The 17,944-nt window shown below is 65.8% G+C and carries 12 protein-coding genes; 7 read left to right on the top strand and 5 right to left on the bottom strand.

Going from position 1 to position 17,944, the window contains the following annotated elements; translation table 11 throughout:
* The first annotated feature begins 50 nt into the window (after nt 1-50).
* Complete coding sequence (locus AC1DE3_RS14170) at nt 51-3,815, top strand: autotransporter domain-containing protein (protein ID WP_476852463.1); 3,765 nt, start codon at nt 51-53, stop codon at nt 3,813-3,815.
* A gap of 1,236 nt (nt 3,816-5,051) precedes the next feature.
* Here AC1DE3_RS14170 and AC1DE3_RS14175 read toward each other — a convergent pair.
* Nucleotides 5,052-6,461, bottom strand: a complete 1,410-nt coding sequence (locus AC1DE3_RS14175; RefSeq protein WP_476852464.1) for a calcium-binding protein — start codon at nt 6,459-6,461, stop codon at nt 5,052-5,054.
* Between the two features lie 880 nt (nt 6,462-7,341).
* Between AC1DE3_RS14175 and AC1DE3_RS14180 the strand changes: the two genes are divergently transcribed.
* The 4 genes from AC1DE3_RS14180 to AC1DE3_RS14195 are packed head-to-tail and all read left to right on the top strand — an operon-like array spanning nt 7,342 to nt 12,648.
* A complete protein-coding gene (locus AC1DE3_RS14180; protein WP_476778285.1) occupies nt 7,342-9,057 on the top strand; it encodes a type I secretion system permease/ATPase in 1,716 nt (571 codons plus the stop codon).
* The gene (locus AC1DE3_RS14185) at nt 9,057-10,457 is read left to right on the top strand and encodes an HlyD family type I secretion periplasmic adaptor subunit (protein WP_476778286.1); all 1,401 of its coding nucleotides are present in this window, start codon (nt 9,057-9,059) and stop codon (nt 10,455-10,457) included. The genes AC1DE3_RS14180 and AC1DE3_RS14185 overlap by 1 nt, the downstream gene beginning before the upstream one ends.
* 60 nt (nt 10,458-10,517) lie before the next feature.
* Complete coding sequence (locus tag AC1DE3_RS14190; RefSeq protein WP_476852465.1) at nt 10,518-11,630, top strand: helix-turn-helix transcriptional regulator; 1,113 nt, start codon at nt 10,518-10,520, stop codon at nt 11,628-11,630.
* A 1-nt stretch (nt 11,631) separates the two neighbouring features.
* On the top strand, nt 11,632-12,648 hold the full coding sequence (locus AC1DE3_RS14195) for a M23 family metallopeptidase (RefSeq protein ID WP_476778288.1): 1,017 nt from the start codon (nt 11,632-11,634) through the stop codon (nt 12,646-12,648).
* Between the two features lie 52 nt (nt 12,649-12,700).
* On the opposite strand, the gene AC1DE3_RS14200 is transcribed toward AC1DE3_RS14195, so the two are convergent.
* Complete coding sequence (locus tag AC1DE3_RS14200) at nt 12,701-13,198, bottom strand: class I SAM-dependent methyltransferase (RefSeq protein ID WP_476852466.1); 498 nt, start codon at nt 13,196-13,198, stop codon at nt 12,701-12,703.
* A gap of 173 nt (nt 13,199-13,371) precedes the next feature.
* Here AC1DE3_RS14200 and AC1DE3_RS14205 point away from each other — a divergent pair, with 173 nt between their 5' ends.
* On the top strand, nt 13,372-14,349 hold the full coding sequence (locus AC1DE3_RS14205) for a Bug family tripartite tricarboxylate transporter substrate binding protein (protein WP_476778290.1): 978 nt from the start codon (nt 13,372-13,374) through the stop codon (nt 14,347-14,349).
* A 24-nt stretch (nt 14,350-14,373) separates the two neighbouring features.
* Here the strand turns inward: AC1DE3_RS14205 and AC1DE3_RS14210 are convergent, their stop codons facing one another.
* Entirely contained in the window at nt 14,374-14,934 is a 561-nt protein-coding gene (locus tag AC1DE3_RS14210) for a regulatory protein RecX (RefSeq protein WP_476778291.1), read from the bottom strand.
* Between the two features lies 1 nt (nt 14,935).
* Nucleotides 14,936-15,355 (bottom strand): alternative ribosome rescue aminoacyl-tRNA hydrolase ArfB, encoded by a 420-nt coding sequence (arfB, locus tag AC1DE3_RS14215; protein ID WP_476778292.1) that lies wholly within the window; start codon nt 15,353-15,355, stop codon nt 14,936-14,938.
* 154 nt (nt 15,356-15,509) lie between these two features.
* On the opposite strand from arfB, the gene mazG reads away from it, so the two are divergent.
* Entirely contained in the window at nt 15,510-16,343 is an 834-nt protein-coding gene (gene mazG / locus AC1DE3_RS14220; RefSeq protein ID WP_476778293.1) for a nucleoside triphosphate pyrophosphohydrolase, read from the top strand.
* Between the two features lie 236 nt (nt 16,344-16,579).
* Here the strand turns inward: mazG and hflX are convergent, their stop codons facing one another.
* A complete protein-coding gene (gene hflX / locus AC1DE3_RS14225; RefSeq protein WP_476852546.1) occupies nt 16,580-17,908 on the bottom strand; it encodes a GTPase HflX in 1,329 nt (442 codons plus the stop codon).
* Nucleotides 17,909-17,944 lie beyond the last annotated feature (36 nt).

The raw sequence follows: 17,944 nt of genomic DNA on the forward strand, positions 1-17,944 counted from the left end.
CTTGGCCTGTGCGGGCCACGGCCCTTCTCTCAGGAGTCGCACTGCTAACCTTGGTCGCCGCCAGTCCAACTTTGGCAGGCGGCGGTGCTGGCGGCACAGGGGGGGCCGGAACAGGTGGCACTGGTGGCGTCAACAGTGCGATCGGAAACGGAACCGCGGGCAGTGGCAGCAATGTCGCGGGAACGGGCACAGTTAACGGCGGTGGCGGCGCCGGCGGTGGCGCAGGTATTACCGGTGGCGCTGGCGGTCGTGGTGCCGCAAGCGCGCTTGGCACTGGCGGTGTGGGAGGCGCAAGCCCCGGAGCAGACGGTACAAACGGCTCCAACGGCTCAACGCAGGGCGCAGGCGGCGGCGGTGGTGGTGCCCATGGAGCGGTCGGGGCGGCCCTTCCTGTCATTGATGCGAAGGGCGGCAACGGCGGAAACGGGGGAGCTTCGACCGGCGGCGGCGGAGGAGGCGGCGCCGGCGGTTACGGCGCGGTTGTTACCGGAGCTGGCGTAACTGGCACCTACAGCGTCAATATCACCGGCGGCAATGGCGGCGCCGGAGGCAACGGCGGTGGCGTGTCCCAGAAGGGTAGTGGAGGCAGCGGCGGAATCGGGCTGCTGTTCACCAGCGGTGTTGGTGATCTCACCTTCAACGGGGATGTCAAAGGCGGTAACGGCGGCGGCATGGGCAATGGACCCGGCGGCGCGGCGGGCGAGGGGGGAGCGGGCATCGCCCTGGGTACGGCGGGGGTCGTCACGATCAATGGATTGGTTGCCGGCGGAACCGGCGGCGGAGCCGGGACCGGAGCGGGCGGAGTTGCCGGGGCCGGCGGTGTCGGCATCACCGCGACCAGCGCGCAACTGGTCGTTTCGTCTTCCGGGTCTGTTGCTGGGGGAGTTGGTGGCGATGGGACCCAGGCGAATGCGATCACCTTTACCAGCGGCGCAAACAGCCTCGAACTCCACGGCGGAGCGACGATCGGTGGTGTTGTGCAGGGCGGTAGCGGCACCGACACGCTGATCCTTGGCGGCTCGACCAATGCGACATTCGACGCTTCCCAGATCGGGGGAAGTGGTCAGTTCCGAAGCTTTGAGGCCTTCTCTAAAGCCGGGACGAGCACCTGGACGTTGACGAATAGCACGACCGGCACGACGCCGTGGGTTGTGACTGGCGGCGCGCTCGCTATCAGCACCGACGGTGCGTTAGGCGCAGTGGCTGGCGGGCTGACGCTGTCGGGCGGGGCGCTGGCGACGACTGCCGATATTACAACGGCTCGTGGCATCACGCTGGGCGTGGGAGGGGGCACCTTCTCGCCAGATGCCGGTACAACACTCACCTTGAATGGAAACATTTCCGGCAGTGGCAGCCTCACCGCAAACGGGGCGGGAAAAGTCACGTTGACCGGGATGAATAGCTATACCGGCGCCACCACCATCACTCCCGGCACCACGCTCGCGCTGTCAGGACAAGGGCGCGTCAACGCCTCTAGCGGCGTCGAGGTGAACGGCACATTCGATGTTACCGCTGCGGCCTCCGCTCAGATAAAGGCGCTGACCGGCGCGGCGACGGGCACGGTGCAGCTTGGCGCGGCCGGGTTGATCGTGAACAACGCTTCCGGAACCTTCGCTGGCGCGCTGCACGGATCCGGCGGCCTGCAAATTACGGGCGGCACACAGGTTCTCTCTGGCGCCAGTGACTTCACGGGAGGGGCGGGCATCTCCGCCGGGGCAACACTGCGCATCGGCAATGGCGGCACCACGGGCTCGATTACCAGCGACGTCACCAACTATGGAACGCTCGTATTCGATCGCTCGAACGAGATGACTTACGCCGGAGTTGTGACGGGACCGAATACGGGAGCGATCTCGATTACCGGTGGCGGCAAGATCATCCTGACCGGCACGAGCAGTTCGCGGGCTCCCGTGACCATCGATGCAGGTAGCACGCTTCAGCTCGGAAGTGGCGGCACTTCTGGCTGGCTTGGCGGCACCGGAGCCTATGTCGGCTCGATCAACAATAATGGTTCGCTGGTCTACAATCGATCGAACAACGTCTCCTATGCCGGTGTCATTTCAGGAGGCGGCAGCGTCGAGCAGGCTGGGCCGGGCACGCTGACCTTGAGCGGAACGCATACCTATACGGGCGCGACGTCCATCACTGGCGGCACGCTCGTCGTTAACGGCTCAATCGCTTCCTCCTCGGGGCTTACGATTGGGGCGGCCGGGCGCTTGAGCGGCTCGGGCCAGGTTCCAGGCGTCGTCATCACCGGAACCCTCGCTCCGGGCAATTCACCGGGTACGATGACGGTCAACGGCAATCTGACCCTGACCGCCGGCTCGGTATACGAGGCCGAGATCCAGGGCGCGGTATCGGACCGCGTCAACGTCACTGGCACGGCGGCGCTTGCTGGCACGCTGAAGATCATTCCGCTCGGTGGCGCCTATTCCTTCAACAGCCCCTACACGCTGCTGTCGGCGGCAGCGGGACGCACCGGCACCTTCAGTCCCGTCAACACGACGGGAAGCTTCGGCGATGGCGTCACCACGACAGTGAACTACACCGCCACCGACGTCCAACTGACGCTCGCTCCGAAGCCGCTGGTGCCGATCGTCGAGAATCCGACGGCACCGGCGCCCACCTCGCCCCGTCTCGGCGTCGTCGCCCCGGCCAACGCCTTTGCGATCGCGTCGGTGATCGATCGGGCGGTTGCAGCCGGGGGCGACCCATCCTCGCTGTTCGGGATCTACAACCTGCCGGCGGCGGCGATCCCGGCCGCGGTCAACCAACTCTCTGGCGAAATCCACACCGCGGCGCCGGCGCTGGCAAACGGCGCGGCCGATCAGTTCCTGCGCGCCATGCTCGATCCGATGGCGGCGGGCAGGCTTGGTCTCGCTGCGCCCGGTCCAGGAGCGGCGGCCTTCTCGGGGCTGGTGCGTAAGGGTGCTGATGAGCCCGCGGCGCCGGCGAGGCTCGATGCACCGGTCTATTCGGTTTGGGGCTCGGCTTTCGGCTCATACGGTCGCACCGACGGGGATGCGGCGATTGGCTCGGCCCGACGCACGATCGACGACGCCCATATCGCGACCGGTATCGACGTTCGGCTGATGCCCGGCACTGTCGCCGGCCTTGCGATCGCCGGCGGCAAGGCCCGGGCTTCACTGCCCGGACTGGTCGGCAAGATCGACGCGGATGTCTTCCAGGCCGGCCTCTACGGCGTCACGCAACTCGGTCCGGTCAAGCTTGGTGCCGCAGCGAGCTATGCCCGGCTCGACAACGACGTCAGCCGCGGCATCCCGGCACTCGGTAGCAGCCTGTCGTCATCCTACGAGACCACAGCCTGGAGCGGACGCCTGCAGGCAAGCGTAGCGGCCTTCAGCTGGAGCGGGTTCAGCCTCTCGCCGCTCGCCGCCATCCAGGCCACGCAGGCGCGTAATCCGGCGGTATTGGAGGCAAACTGGAGCGGCGCCAGCGCCAGCGCCGGCGCACTCGCCATCGGCAAACGCAATGAGGTGACGTCGCGCAGCGAACTCGGCCTGCAGCTCGATGCGGACAGCGTCTTCGGCGGCATGCCGGTCACGGGATATGTTCGTGCTGCTTGGGCGCATTATCTCCAGCGCGATGCCGACCTGACTGCGGGCTTCGTGGGCCTCCCTGGCTTGGCGTTCGCCGCGACCGGAGCCAAAGTCGACCGCAACAGCGCGCTGGTCGCCGCCGGCATCAGCGCCAAACTCAGCGAGCGCGTCTCGCTTGGCCTCAACCTCGACGGCGAACTTGCCTCGAGCGGCAGCCGCCTCGGCGGATCGGCCCAGATCAGGGTCAGCTTCTGAGGCTCGTCGATGGTTTAGCCGGTCCAACCGGCTCAGCTCTCATCTGGCCCGGTCTCCGAAAGGGGGCCGGGCCATTTTGTGTTCATGCGCTGCGGCCCAGCAGTCCGCCCGTCACTCTTCCCCCAAACGGGTTCGTCAGCAATGGACCCATGCGATATTACGGCCGAAAACCGTTTTTTTTAAATTTGCCCTGATAGCCTGAGTTTACGCAGCGTTTCGATCGTGATCTATGTATTATTTGCGGTGTCCCTAGCCCTTTATGCTTGGCGAACCAGAGATCTGCTCCCCGGATTCATTGCAGCAGGATTGGTTTGGGCGCATCTGACCAGGAGGGAAGACCGAATTCTATGGCCGCGTCAGCTCCGGCTGGCCGGGCCATTTTCGTTGGCGCCAAGCGCCCTGAGCCAGGACAGCATCTGCAGTCCGATCGCGAGCGTGGCAACGGCCAGTGGCGCGTCACGATGCTGCCCGTTTCCGAGGCGACATCATCTTTGATCGAATTGGCAGCGAGGAGGGCGGTCTCACCACGCCCAAGGCCTGAGCGGAGCATCAGCAAGCGCTGCTTCGTTAGAGACGGAAAAAAAGGCCTGCCAAGACATCCTCGATCGCGTCTCAATCGGCGTCGGCGAGGAATCGGTCGAGGCAATCCGTTCCATGACGACGATGCGCAGCTTCGTACAGTCGGTCGATTGCTGACAAATGGGAGCTTCGCGTCGAACGGCGAGCGATCCCTTGAGGATATCAAGCCGAATCAACGCCCGGAATCTCGGGACGCTGGAGCGTCGCACACCGACGGCGCCTCTAAGGCTTGGTGGAATGATCGCCGATCTCAGGGTCGCAGCCGGCGTATCGGCAATCCCAATGCCTTCGCCATTGCTGCTGAGACTGTCAGGCCGATTGACCCCGGGATGCCACACGATCCAAACCGCATGTCTGTTCCATAATATGTCTTATGCGAATCACTCTTGCTGCCGGGGGCGATGCCCCCTGTCGTCGTCGCGTGCCGTGCCGGACGATCAAACGTCGTCCACGCACAGAGCTCTGTCTGCCCGCGCGAGGCCTGTCGCCGACCTTCACTAGGACTTCGGGAGCGCGCGGGTTCTGGCTGTCGCGGAGAAGCGATGAGGACGTCCTCCGGGTAACCTCACAGAACCCGCAATGGCACGATACGGACCGGGATGACCCGTTTCGCGGCAGGCCGCGGCGACCAGCGCCGCCGCCCTCGGCAAGGCGATGTCACACGAGCGTGATGGCATCGTATCCCAGCGCGTTGTTGATGTCGTCGATCGACGTGAACGTGCCGCCACCCGAAACACCGTCGATCTGGATGGTGCCGAAGCCGAAATCCAACACGACGCTGGGGCCGGAAACGTCCACCGTCACCTCGACAGTCGTCGGATCGGCAACATCGACCTCGATGACGTCCTCGTCCCCCGCATTGAGGTCGGTGACTTCGTCATCGCCAAACGGAGTGTCGGCACCGTCACCGAAATGGAAGGTGTCGGTGCCTGCGCCGCCCGTCAGCAGATCATCGCCAGCGTCGCCGTATAGGTTATCGGCGCCGTTTCCGCCGTCGAGCTCGTCGTTACCCTCGCCGCCATGGAGCTCGTCGCTGCCGGCGTCACCCTTGATCTCGTCGTCTCCGGCGTCGCCCCAGAGGGTGTCGTTTCCGGCCCCGCCAGTCAGGGCGTCGTTGCCGTCACCGCCGTGGCCCGTGTCGTTGCCGTCCCCGCCACTCAGCTCATCGTCGCCGGCGTCGCCATTCAGCGTATCCGCATCCGCTCCGCCGCTCAGCGTATCATCGCCGTCGCCGCCATTGAGCGTATCCAGACCGGCTCCGCCCTCCAGTGTGTCGTCGCCATCGCCACCGCCCATGGTGTCGTCGCCGTCACCGCCATCCATGACGTCGTCGCCGGCGTTGCCCTCCATGATATCGTTGCCGGCATCGCCGCTCATCGTATCGTTGCCCGCATTGCCGTTCATGGTGTCGTTGCCGTCGCCGCCGTTCAGCGTATCGTTCCCGATACCGCCGTTCATGACGTCGTCACCGGCATCGCCGTTCAAGGTGTCGTTGCCGGCGCCGCCGTCCATCGTGTCGACCCCGGCCCCGCCGTTCAGCGTATCGGCACCTGCGGCCCCGTTGAGGATATCGTCGCCATCGCCGCCATCGACGGTATCGTTGCCGGCGCCGCCATTGAGGGTATCGTTCCCGGCATCCCCGGACAGGGTATCGTCCCCGGCGTTGCCGTTGATGACGTCGTCGCCATCGCCGCCGCCGATCGTGTCGTTTCCGGCATCGCCGGACAGGGTGTCGTTGCCGTCACCGCCGAGAATATTGTCGTCGCCGGCGCCGCCGCTGACGGTATCGTCCCCGGCATCGCCGGCCAGGATGTCGTTGCCGGCATTGCCGTTGACGACGTCGTCACCGTCCCCACCGCTGATCGTGTCGTTGCCGGCATCGCCATCGAGCGTATCGGTGCCGACGCCGCCGAGAATATCGTCGTCGCCAGCTCCACCGCTGACGAAATCGTTGCCGCCGTCCGCGTCGATCGAGTCATTGCCGGCGAAGCCGTGGATAATGTCGTCACCGCTCGTATCCGGAGGGGGGATGATGTCGTCGCCGGGTGTACCATTGATAATCGCCATGGCAGTTCTCCCTGCTGCAGAGCCCCTCGCATAGGCACGCGCCCGCCCATGCGCGGTCTTGCGCAGGGTATCGATCGTCGCGGATCGAGAAATTTCGTCGCGGATCGAGAAATTTGCGAAGGTGGCGAAAGCTAGGAAGATGCAGGGGGCCGGCGCAATCCCCATTTGGAGACAAAAGCCGTCGAGGCCGACGCTATTTCAGGCTCACTTCCCAGGTCGAACTGGCTTAATCTATAGGAATTCGAGCGCTCAACGCTGCTATTTACGCTGCAATCAATGCAAATATTCGCCGAATGGATTCCGCCCAGCTATCGAGGCAAGCGCACCGACGCCGCCGGTAAGTCCGGCATTCCCGGATCGCTGACACTTGCAGGTGGTCATCGCCTCAAACCGTTTCTGTCACCAAATGGGGATTATGCCGGAGGATAAGCTTCCCTAGCGTCGCCTCTCCGCTTTCGGGCCGCCCTTCCATGGCTGCAAAGCGGCACCGGCCAAGTCCGGTGGTTGCGCAAATCCACGAAGGGGCGTGCTGGATCAAGGGAGGCGAGATCATGGCTGCGGTGGCGTGGGCGCTAGAGAATTTCCCGATAGCAACATGGCTGGGCAATAGGGGCTCCCCTCCCCGGATCGGAATTTCGCAGCTTCGGATGCGTCCGCCAAACGGCGCGATCTGAAGCCAGCCTCCCGTCACGCTCCAATGCGCCGGAGCATGAGCTCGTCCCATCGGCTTTTCGGGTCGGCTTCATCCTCCCGCAACATCGCGCAAGCGCTTCTTTCAGTCCGAGGACACATGTCCGACGCGTCTGCAAGCCGCAGGAACCCTGGGTTCCGCACCAGGGTCACCGCCGACGCCGCCCTATTGAGGGGCAGCAGGCTTCTCATGGCGATCCCGGGATGGCGGGCGTTGCTCTGGGTCGTCGTCTTCAGCGTCGCGATCAATCTGCTCCTGCTGATCCTGCCCTTCTATTCGATCCAGGTCTTCGACCGGGTGATCACGAGCGGCAATATCGACACGCTCGTCGGGCTGACTGGTCTCGCCGTGGTGGCGCTCGGCTTCAGCGCCTGCTTCGACATCCTGCGCAATCGCCTGCTCGGTCGCTTCGCCGTCAGCTTCGAGCGATTGCTCGCGCCGCTCGTGCTCAAGGCGGCGATCACGGACTCGACGAAGCGGAACGAGGCCGGCACTCACGACATGGTCAGGGTGCGCGAACTCCGGAACATCCTGTCGAGCGGGACCGCCTCGACCTTGATCGACGCGCCTTTCCTGCCGGCCTTCGTTGTCGTGCTTTACCTGATCCACCCGTGGTACGGCACGATTGCGTTGATGGGCTCCCTGCTCCTGCTCCTGCTGGCGTTCGTGAGCGGGCGCGTGGCGCGTGCCGAGCTGGCGGAGGCGTCCGGGACGGCCCTGCGCGCGCAACGCGCCCTGGACGGCATCGTCGGCCATGCCAGCCTCGTCCGGGCGATGGGGTGGACGCATGGAGCGATCCGCGAATTCCTCCGGCTCAACGACGCGGCGCTGGCGCCCGTGGTCAAGGCGAATGAGCGGGTGGCCCTGATCGCCTCGCTCGCGCGCGCGGTCCGGATCATGCTCCAGGTCGCGGCGATCGGGACCGGCGCCTGGCTGGTGCTGCAGAACGAAGTGCTCAGCGGCAGCATGATGGCCAGCTCGATCCTCATCAGCCGCACGTTGGCGCCGATGGAGCAACTCGTCGCCGGGTTGCGCACGCTGACCTCGGCGCGCGATGCCTGGGTTCACGTGCGCGGCGCCGTCGCCTCCGCCCTGATCTGCCAGGGCCGGACGCTCCTCCCGCCTCCCCTCGGCGCGCTCGACATCAGCGCCGTCGCGTTTCGCAATCCGAATGCGAGGCGGTCGGCCCTGGCGGGCATCAGCTTCCGTTGTCCACCGGCCAGCGTCATCGTCGTCATCGGCCCGACAGGTGCGGGCAAATCGACATTGCTGCGAATGATCGCGGCGCTCGAAAAGCCGACGACGGGCACGATTCGGCTGGACGGCGCCTCGCTGGAGCACTGGGACCCGGATCAACTCGGGCGCTATGTCGGCTACCTGCCCCAGGATGTCGAATTATTGGGTGGCACCGTCGCCGAGGCGATCGCCGGCTTCGATGAAACGGCGACCGATGCCGACGTGATCGGGGCCGCCAGGCAAGCCAACGCGCATCAGATGATCCTGGCGCTACCGAACGGCTACGAGACCGATATCGGCCGGGATGGCAGCAAGCTCTCCGGCGGGCAGCGCCAGCGCATCGGGCTCGCCCGCGCGCTCTTCGGCAAGCGCAGGCTGATCCTGCTCGATGAGCCCAACTCCAATCTCGACCCGGAGGGCGAGGAGGCGCTGTGCGCAGCGATCCGGGAGGCGAAGGCGCGGGGAACCACGCTGGTCATCGTCACGCATCGCCCGCGCCTCTTCACTGTGGCGGACCTCATTCTCTTCCTGCGGGACGGCGTCCAGGTGGCGTTTGGTCCTCCCTGCGAAGTGCTCCCGCAGACCATGGCAGGCGCGACGCCGATGCGTCATTCACGCCCTGCCCCGAATGAGAAGGCCAGGTCCGACATCATCGACAGGAGGCGCTGATGCCTGCCGTCGCCACCCCCTCCCCGTCGCGCGGGCTCAGCGTCGTGCAGGATGGCCGGCCCGCCGGACTCATCCGGGCCGTCGGCCCCGACCTGGCCCAGCTAGCGGATCTTCCACGGTCGGAGACCACCTCCCTCGTGCGCTGGGGGGCCGTGCTCCTGATCCTTCTCTTCGGCATCTTCGGCACCTGGGCTGCAGCCGTGCCGCTCGCGAGCGCGGTCATCGCACCTGGCGTGGTAAAGGTGTTGTCGCAGCACCGCGCGGTGCAGCATCTCGAAGGCGGGATCGTCAAAGCCATTCTCGTCCGCGAAGGCGAGCAGGCCGAACGCGGCCAGCTCCTCGCTCGGCTCGACACGACGCAGATCGAGGCCAATATCGGGGTTCTCGAAACCAAGCTCTTCGCCGATCTTGCGATGGAGGCGCGTCTTGAGGCGGAACAGGCAGGCGCAGCCGAGGTTTCGTTCCCCGACGAACTGCAAACCAATACGACGAACAGGGAGGCGCGGTCGGCAATGGCGACGCAGCTTTCCGAATTCGCGGCAAGGGCCACCTCGCTCCAAGGGGAGCGCAAGCTCATCGATCAGCAGATATTGCAGCTGGAGGAAGCAATCCGAGGGCTTCAGAGCGGCTCGGGCGGCCTGGTGCGGCAGCTCTCCTACCTCCAGGAGGAAATCAAGGATACAGACTTTCTGCTGGCTAAGGGACTGGCCCGGCGGCCGAAGGTTCTTGCGCTCAAACGAGCCGAAGCCGATGTCGAAGCCCAGATTGCGACAAATGCATCGTCGGTAGCCCAATCGAGAGGCAAGATCGCCGAGCTGGAGGACAGGCGTCGACAAACCGTCTACGCTTGGCTCGAGGACATCGCCAAGCAGAGCCACGCCGCGCGCGAACGGATCGCCGATGCGCGGCACCGCATAGCGGCGGCACGCGACACGCTGGTTCGGAGCGAGATCCGCGCACCGGAAGCAGGTCTCGTCGTCGGCCTCAACACGCGGAGCCTGAACGCGGTCCTCAATCCGCGTGAAACCCTGCTCGACATCGTTCCGATGCAGGATCGTTTGATCGTCGAGGGCGAGGTAAAGCCGAGCGATCGCAACGAGGTAAGGGTCGGGCAGCCCGCGCGCGTGCGGGTTCTCGCGCTCAACTCGAGACGCACGCCCCTGTTCGCCGGGGCCGTCACGATGGTCACGGCCGATGCGCTCATCGACCCGAGATCAGGCAGGTCGTTCTACAAGGCCGAGGTTGACCTCCAGCAAGCGCCGGAGCTCACTCCTTATTTCGCCTCGCTTCAGCCGGGCATGCCCGTCGAGATCTTCATTGAGACCGGGCGCAGGACTTTCGCGGAATACCTGCTGCAGCCGTTGATGCTACGCGTGCAGCGCGCCTTCAAGGAGAGTTGAACAACACGGCGGGGGATCAATGCGACGGAGGAGGCCTCGATGTTGCGGGACGATTCCATCATGCCGACGCCCCCTGGCAGAGCCGCGACGCTTCTCGCCCTGGAAGCTTTCGGACGGGCGATGCTCGGGTTGCTCGAATGCAAGCGATGCTTTGTCCTGACACTGGCCCCGCCGAACGGCTTTGCGGCAGCCGCCGTTCGTGTCGGCTTTGACAGTGACGTGCAGCCCTCGGCGGATGCGATCACGCATCTGGTGCATCGGCCGGACTGGCAGAGCGCCGGGCTGTTCGCGGTCGAAGCGACCGATACGCTCATAGCGGAATTGCTCGGGCGGGAGGCGGGCGAGGCCGGATACGCGCTTGCAGGGCGCCTGCCTGCGAGCGACGGAAATGATCTGGTTTTCCTGGCAGGCTGGCGGCCGCATTCCCTCTCGGCCGCGGAGATGGTCTGCATCTCGCGCGCCGCGAGCGTGATCTGGGCGACGACCCAGGGCTTCACGCAACGTCGACACGAAAACCTGAGTCTGGACACCCTGCTGCAGGAGCTGGCCTTTCCGGCCTTCGCCGTCGACCAGCAGCTACGCCTCCTCGAAACCAACGATGCCGGCCGGCAGATGCTTCAGGCGAAGAACCCGGTTCGCCTCGACCATGGCGCCCTCGCCGGCCCCAACTCTCTCGTCAACAACCTCCTGCGCCACGCGCTGCGCGACACGATGGCATCCCGCTCAGGCCGAGGCTGGACGAACACGATCATTCCCCTGTCGACAGACCATCGCGCCTTTGCCTTCGCATGGATCGGCGCGGCGCCGACCGAGCGGCACATGGACCGGCTGCTCGTCGTCATCCCGCAGATCGATCCGGCAGCGGGGGCCAAGCGGATTGCGACGGCCTTCGGCCTGCCCTGGGCCGAGGAAAGAATCGTGATGCGCATCCTGGGCGGGGAGCCGCCATGGAAGATCGGCCAGACGCTCGATCTCACGGAAGCGACAGTCAGGACCTATATCAAACGCATCATGCTCAAGCTCGGCATCAATCGGCAGATCGAGTTTTTCCTGCTCTATATTTTGACGTTGTCACCCTTCGTCGAGGGATGTCGCGATCAGCTCTTTCCCGAAGAGATACATCCTCCCAATTCATGCAGCGGGCCGCCCCTGTTTCGGCATGAGGAGGCTTGATGTGACGGGCGGCGGCCATCGTTTTCGCATGGCCGCGGCCGTCGCCGTTCTCGTTGTCCCGGCGGCCGTTGCCGGGGAGGCGCCGATCTTCGCCCTGCCGGTCGCCTGCGAGCTCGGCCGCAACTGCTTCATCCAAAACTATGTCGACGCCGACCCCACATCCTCGGCCCGGGATTTTCAATGCGGCACCCTCTCCTATGACGGCCATAACGGGACCGATTTCCGGCTGCCGACCATGGCTGCCCAGCGCGCCGGGGTCGATGTCCTGGCTGCCGCCGCCGGCCGCGTCGTCCGGCGACGCGACGGCATGGCCGATGTGTCCGTTCGCGACAGCGGAGCGGCGGCCGTGAAGGGCTCCGAATGCGGCAACGCGGTCGTGATCGAGCATTCGGCCGGCTGGCAGACCCAATACTGCCACATGGCTCGCGGCAGCCTGCGCGTCGAGGTCGGCGACCGGGTCGAAGCGCGTCAGGCGATCGGGCAGATCGGTCTGTCCGGCCTGACCGAATATCCGCATCTTCATTTCATCGTCCGCTATCGCGGCGAGATCGCTGACCCCTTCGCCTACGAGGCGCCGCCTCATTCATGTGGCGGCGGTCGCATGCTTTGGGAGCCCGCATCGGCGTCCCTGCTCGCCTACAGGCCGCGATGGGTCTTGAATGCAGGCTTTGCTGCCGCCTCGGTGACGATGGCGACGCTGGAGGCTGGCGACGCCGAACCGCCCCCGGGCATCGAAGCCCCCGCGCTCGTCGCCTATGTCCGCGGCATCGGCCTCAAGATCGGCGACGTGCAATCGATCGTCGTGAGCAATCCGTCCGGCCAGGTGATCGCCAGGCATGAAGCCTCGCCGCTCGAGCGAAATCAGGCGCAGACGCTGGTCTTCACGGGGCTGCGGAAACCACCGGCCGGGTGGGCAAGCGGCACCTATCGCGCGCGATACACGGTGCTCAACGACAAGAACGAGGTTCTCGAACGAAGCTTCGATATCGAGCTTCAACAGAGCCGGCCGCACCCCTAAGCCGAGCCTGGTCCCCAGGCTTTCGGATTTGCCGCGTCCCTCCACGATGGTTTCAGCCGGCGCCGCGGCGCCGATAGGCGAAATAGCGCTCCTCGGGTATCTCGGCCGGAAGCGGCACGGCCTCGAAGGCGGGATCGTCGAGCGGCCAGCCGCTGACGATCAGCCCGTCGGGCTGCACCAATGCCGCCACTTGTCCTGGCAGCCATGCGAAGGCCACCCGGTCGCGCATGGGCACGCCCGTCGTGACATCGACATGGATCAAAATCGCCGCGGCGCCATGCCGGGCGGCGAAGGCCGGCAATGTCTGCTCCATCTCCCCGATGATGAGGAGGTGCTGCGGGGGCATCGATCGGGGATTCGGGCTGGGCGAGCGCTCGAAGACATGGATGTCGCGGCCGGGCAATCTCGCGCGCAAATGGTCGTATGTCCGGCCATTGCCGAGGCCGAGCTCAAGGATCAGGCCGTCGTTGCCCGCGGCGAAATCGGCTGCCCAGTTCAGCACGCTGCGCTGGGCCTTCAGACGGCGGATGAAACTGTCGAGCCGGCTCATGATCTTCGCCTGCCAATCTCTGCTCGATGCCGCAAGTCGAGATTGCGGAACCGGTACGCATCTCGGCCACGCGCTTGCCAAACGGATTGTCCCGATGGCCTAATCCGCAAGACGGTCCGCATTGTCGGACACGCAGCGAAGGCCGGCAAGAGCCTCGCCCTGGGAGAGAGCCGATGATCACGAAGCGATCCTTCATCGCGGCGACCGCCGCCGCATCCGTACTGGCCTTGCATGCTCCGGCGTGGGCGGAGGCCTGGCCTGCGCGGCCGATCACCTTCATCGTGCCCTTCCCTGCCGGCGGCGGAACGGACGCGTTTGCGCGGCCGCTCGCCGCGCAGCTCGATCAGCAACTGGGCCAGCGCATCATCATCGAAAACCGCGGCGGCGCCGGCGGGACAGTCGGGGCCTCCGCGGCGTCGAAGGCAAAGCGGGACGGGTATACCTTCTTCGTCGGGGCCGCCCACCACGCCATCGCGCCCGCGCTATATCCAAAGCTCGACTACAGCATCGAGACCGATTTCATCCCGATCGCCGTCGTTGCCCAGCCGCCGCAGGTCATCGTCGTCCATCCCGGCAAGGTCCAGGCGAAGACCGTGGCCGAGCTGGTCGATTTCGCCAAGAAGAACCCGGAAAAGCTCAACTATGCCTCGGCCGGAAACGGCACGACGCACCATCTCGCCGGCGAACTGTTCCAGCTCTCGACAGGCACAAAGCTGACCCATGTGCCCTATCGCGGCGCCGGCCCAGCTTTGCAGGATACCGTCGCCGGGCAGGTCGATATCCTATTCGACGGGCTCGGTTCCTCGGCAGCCCAGATCCAGAGCGGCGCCTTGCGGGCCCTGGCCGTTGCCGCGCCGACGCGCTCGGAGGCTGTGCCCGATGTTCCGACGGCCAAGGAGGCGGGCCTCGACGGCTACGAGGTCTCGACCTGGTATGCGCTCTGGGCTCCCAAGGGAACGCCGCCCGAGATCGTCGCGCGAATGCGGACGGAGGTCGAGAAAGCGCTGAAGTCCCCGGCCATCGATGCGGCCTGGAAGAAGAACGGCTCCCCGATCCCGAGCCTGAGCGGCGACGCCTTCGGGCGCTTCGTTACGGCGGAGGTCGAGCGCTGGGGCAAGGTCGTCAAGGACGCTCAGGTCAAGCTTGAGTGAGGCGGCTTCAGTGAAGCCTGAAGTTCAGGACGCGCTGTCGGCATCGCCATCGATGACGCTGCGGGCCGTCGCGTAGCCGAAGCCGAGCCGCGCCAGGGCGGCGAGATCCTTCTGACGGCAGGCGGCCCGCTCGTCCGGCCTGCGCCAGGGGCCAAGCCGGCGGCGCTTCGCGGCAATGCGGGCGGCGGCGATCTCGTCGTCGGCATGGGTGTTCGCGAATTCGCCCGCAAGATCGCGCGCTATCCCCTTGGCGGCCAGCTTGACCATAACGCTGCGGCTAGACTGCCCCTTGCGCCTCAGCGTCGCCGCCCGCGCCTCGGCGAAGCGGCGATCGTCGATCAATCCGCTGGACAGGCAGCGGGCGATCACATCGTCCAGTGCGACGGCGTGATGCGCGGGATCGTCGCCGTGATGCCGACAGCTCACGGCGATCTTGCGCGCCAGCACGCGGCGCAGTTGAGCGGCTGGGGCAGAGTAGCGCTCAAGATAGTGCATCGCCGCACGCTGGAGATAGTCGGCGGTGATGCGCCGCGGGGCGCGGGCAGGGCGAGCCCCCTGCCCCGGCTGGCGTTCGCTGTCGGACATGCTAGTCGGCCGCAGGCTTCGATCGGCCGGCCTTGACGCCGGAGCGGCGATCCTTCGAGGCGAGCCGGCGCTCCTTCGACGCCTTGGTCGGCTTCGTCGCGCGTCGAACGGTCGGGCGGACGGCGGCGGCGCGGACCATCTCCAGCAGCCGCTCGACGGCCTCTTCGCGATTGCGCTTCTGGCTGCGATGCGTCTGGGCGACGATGACGATGACGCCATCCTGAGTCAGCTTGCTGCCGGCGAGCTTCATCAGGCGGATGGCGACCTCGTTCGGCAGCGACGGCGAACGGCGCACGTCGAAGCGGATCTGCACGGCGCTCGAGACCTTGTTGACGTGCTGGCCGCCGGGACCCGAGGCGCGCACGAAGCTCTCCTCGATCTCGCTCTCGTCGATGGCGATGGACGGGGTGACTTGAATCATGGGAGGAAGCTAGATCACGTCGCATTCGGATTGAAACATCCGAATGCGAAAAACGTGATCGATTCTGAAAGTTTAGAGCATTGCTTCAGCGAAAAACCGGTTCCCACTTTTTCGCGCAGCAATGCTTGACCGCAGATCATGGGGACAGGCAGCGTTGAAGCCCTCTCGCGACATCGAACGGCTGATCGAGATCATGGCGGCGCTGCGTGCGCCCGGAACCGGATGTCCCTGGGATCTGGAGCAGGATTTCGCGTCGATCGCTCCCTACACCGTCGAAGAGGCCTATGAGGTTGCCGATGCGATCGCGCGCGGCGACAAGCTCGACCTGAAGGACGAGCTGGGCGACCTCCTGTTACAGGTGGTTTTTCATGCCCGTATGGCCGAGGAGGAAGGGTCCTTCGCCTTCCCGGATGTGGTGGAAGCGATCACCAGCAAGCTGATCCGCCGGCATCCGCATGTTTTCGGCGACGCGCGGGATCTCTCGCCGGCCGAAGTGAAAGTGCTGTGGCACCGGATCAAGGCCGAGGAGAAGGCGGCCAAGGCCGCGGCGCACGAAGCAGCTGGCCTGCCGCCGCTGCAGGAGGACAGGAGCGTCCTCGCCGGCGTGCCGCACAACCTGCCCGCCCTCACCCGCGCCTGGAAGCTGCAGGCCCGAGCCTCGACCGTCGGCTTCGACTGGAACAACGCCCGGCTCGTGCTCGACAAGATCCGCGAGGAGACTGAAGAGATCGACGAGGCGCTCGCTGGCGGCGACAAGGCCGCCATCCAGGAGGAGATCGGCGATCTGCTCTTCGTGATCGCCAATCTCGCCCGCCATGTCGATGCCGATCCGGAGGCCTGCCTCAACGCCGCGAATGCGAAATTCGAGCGACGCTTCAAGGGTATCGAGACAAAACTTGAAGCGGAGGGCCGAACCGCAAAGGAGGCGAGCCTCGACGAGATGGAAGCGCTCTGGCAGGCGGTGAAGAAGGCCGAGAAGGCGATCTGATCACGATAGTCGCCGCCAGGAGCAGACGAGCTCCGGGGCCGGATCACGCGGGCTTTCGTAGGGGTGCAGCTAACCCCGGCCGGAGCGAAGCACCGAGCCGGTATCCATGGCTGAACCGTGCTCGGAAACGTTCTAGCATAGATTCCGGGTCAAGCCCGGGATGACCGCGGCTCCGTGACCAACCAGCAGAATTCGATCATATCCGACCAATAAACGGCACCTGACGTCGCCGGCCGTCACCCCTGTCGTTCAGCCTGCGGGAATCGGGCCGTGAAGGACCCTTCCCGCTCCGGCGGCAGGCGAACGACGAGCTTGAGCCGGCCGTCCTCGGCGTCCGCGCGCTCCAGGATTTCGCCGTTGGCGTGGAGCCAGGCCAGCGACTTGCCATCGCCGGGCGCGAGTTCGAGCGCGTAGACTGGGCGGCTCAAGGCGATCCGGGTCTCGATGGCGCGGGTCAGGCGATCGATGCCCTCGCCGGTCAGCGCCGAGACGAGAACCGGCCGCGTTTCGGCGGGACGCAGCGACGCGACGCCGAGCTGGCGTTCGCGCTCGGCCGCATCGAGCAGATCCGCCTTGTTCCAGACTTCGACGACGCGCTGGCCATCATCCGGGTTGATGCCGAGATCGCGCAGGATCGCCTGGACATCCGCGGCCTGCGCCTGCGTGTCCTCATGCGAGACGTCGCGGACATGCAGCAGGACATCGGCCTCGATCGCATCCTCCAGCGTGGCACGGAACGCGGCAATGAGCTGCGTCGGCAGGTCGGAGATGAAGCCGACTGTGTCGGAGAGCATGATCCGGGCGCCATGCGGCAGCTTGATCGCCCGGGCGGTCGGATCGAGCGTAGCGAAGAGCATGTCCTGCGCCAGCACCTCAGCCGAAGTCAGCCGGTTGAACAGCGTGGACTTGCCGGCGTTGGTGTAACCAACCAGCGCAACGATCGGATAAGGCACGCGTTTCCGGCTCGCGCGGTGCAAAGAACGGGTTCGCTTCACGCTCTCCAGATCGCGCTCGATCTTGGTCATGCGCTCCTGGATGATGCGCCGGTCGGCCTCGATCTGCGTCTCGCCGGGGCCGCCGAGGAAGCCGAAGCCGCCGCGCTGACGTTCGAGGTGGGTCCAGGACCGCACCAGCCGGCTCTTCTGGTAGTTGAGATGCGCAAGCTCGACCTGGAGCGCGCCCTCTTTGGTGCGCGCCCGCCGGCCGAAGATCTCGAGGATCAGGCCCGTGCGATCGATGACCTTGCAGCCGAAGGCCTTTTCGAGGTTGCGTTGCTGAACCGGCGACAGCGCGCAGTCCATCACGACGAGGCCGATTTCCTCGATCTTGATGCGCTCCGCCAGCTCCTCGACCTTGCCTTTGCCGAGATAGGTCGCGGGCCGCAATGCGGTCAGCAGCACCTGTACCGGCTCGACGACGGTCAGGTCGATCGCAGCCGCGAGGCCGACGGCCTCGTCCAGCCGCGCCGCGAAGGAACGCTGGTTGGCGTCGACGGAAACGCCGCGCTTCTGCAGATAGGGTCCCACGACGAAGGCGCGCGTATTCGCCGCGATGTCGCGTTCGATCTCGTCGAGCGGCTTCGCGCCTGTGACCCGCGTGGC

The sequence above is a fragment of the Allobosea sp. 10L417 genome (assembly GCF_056395485.1).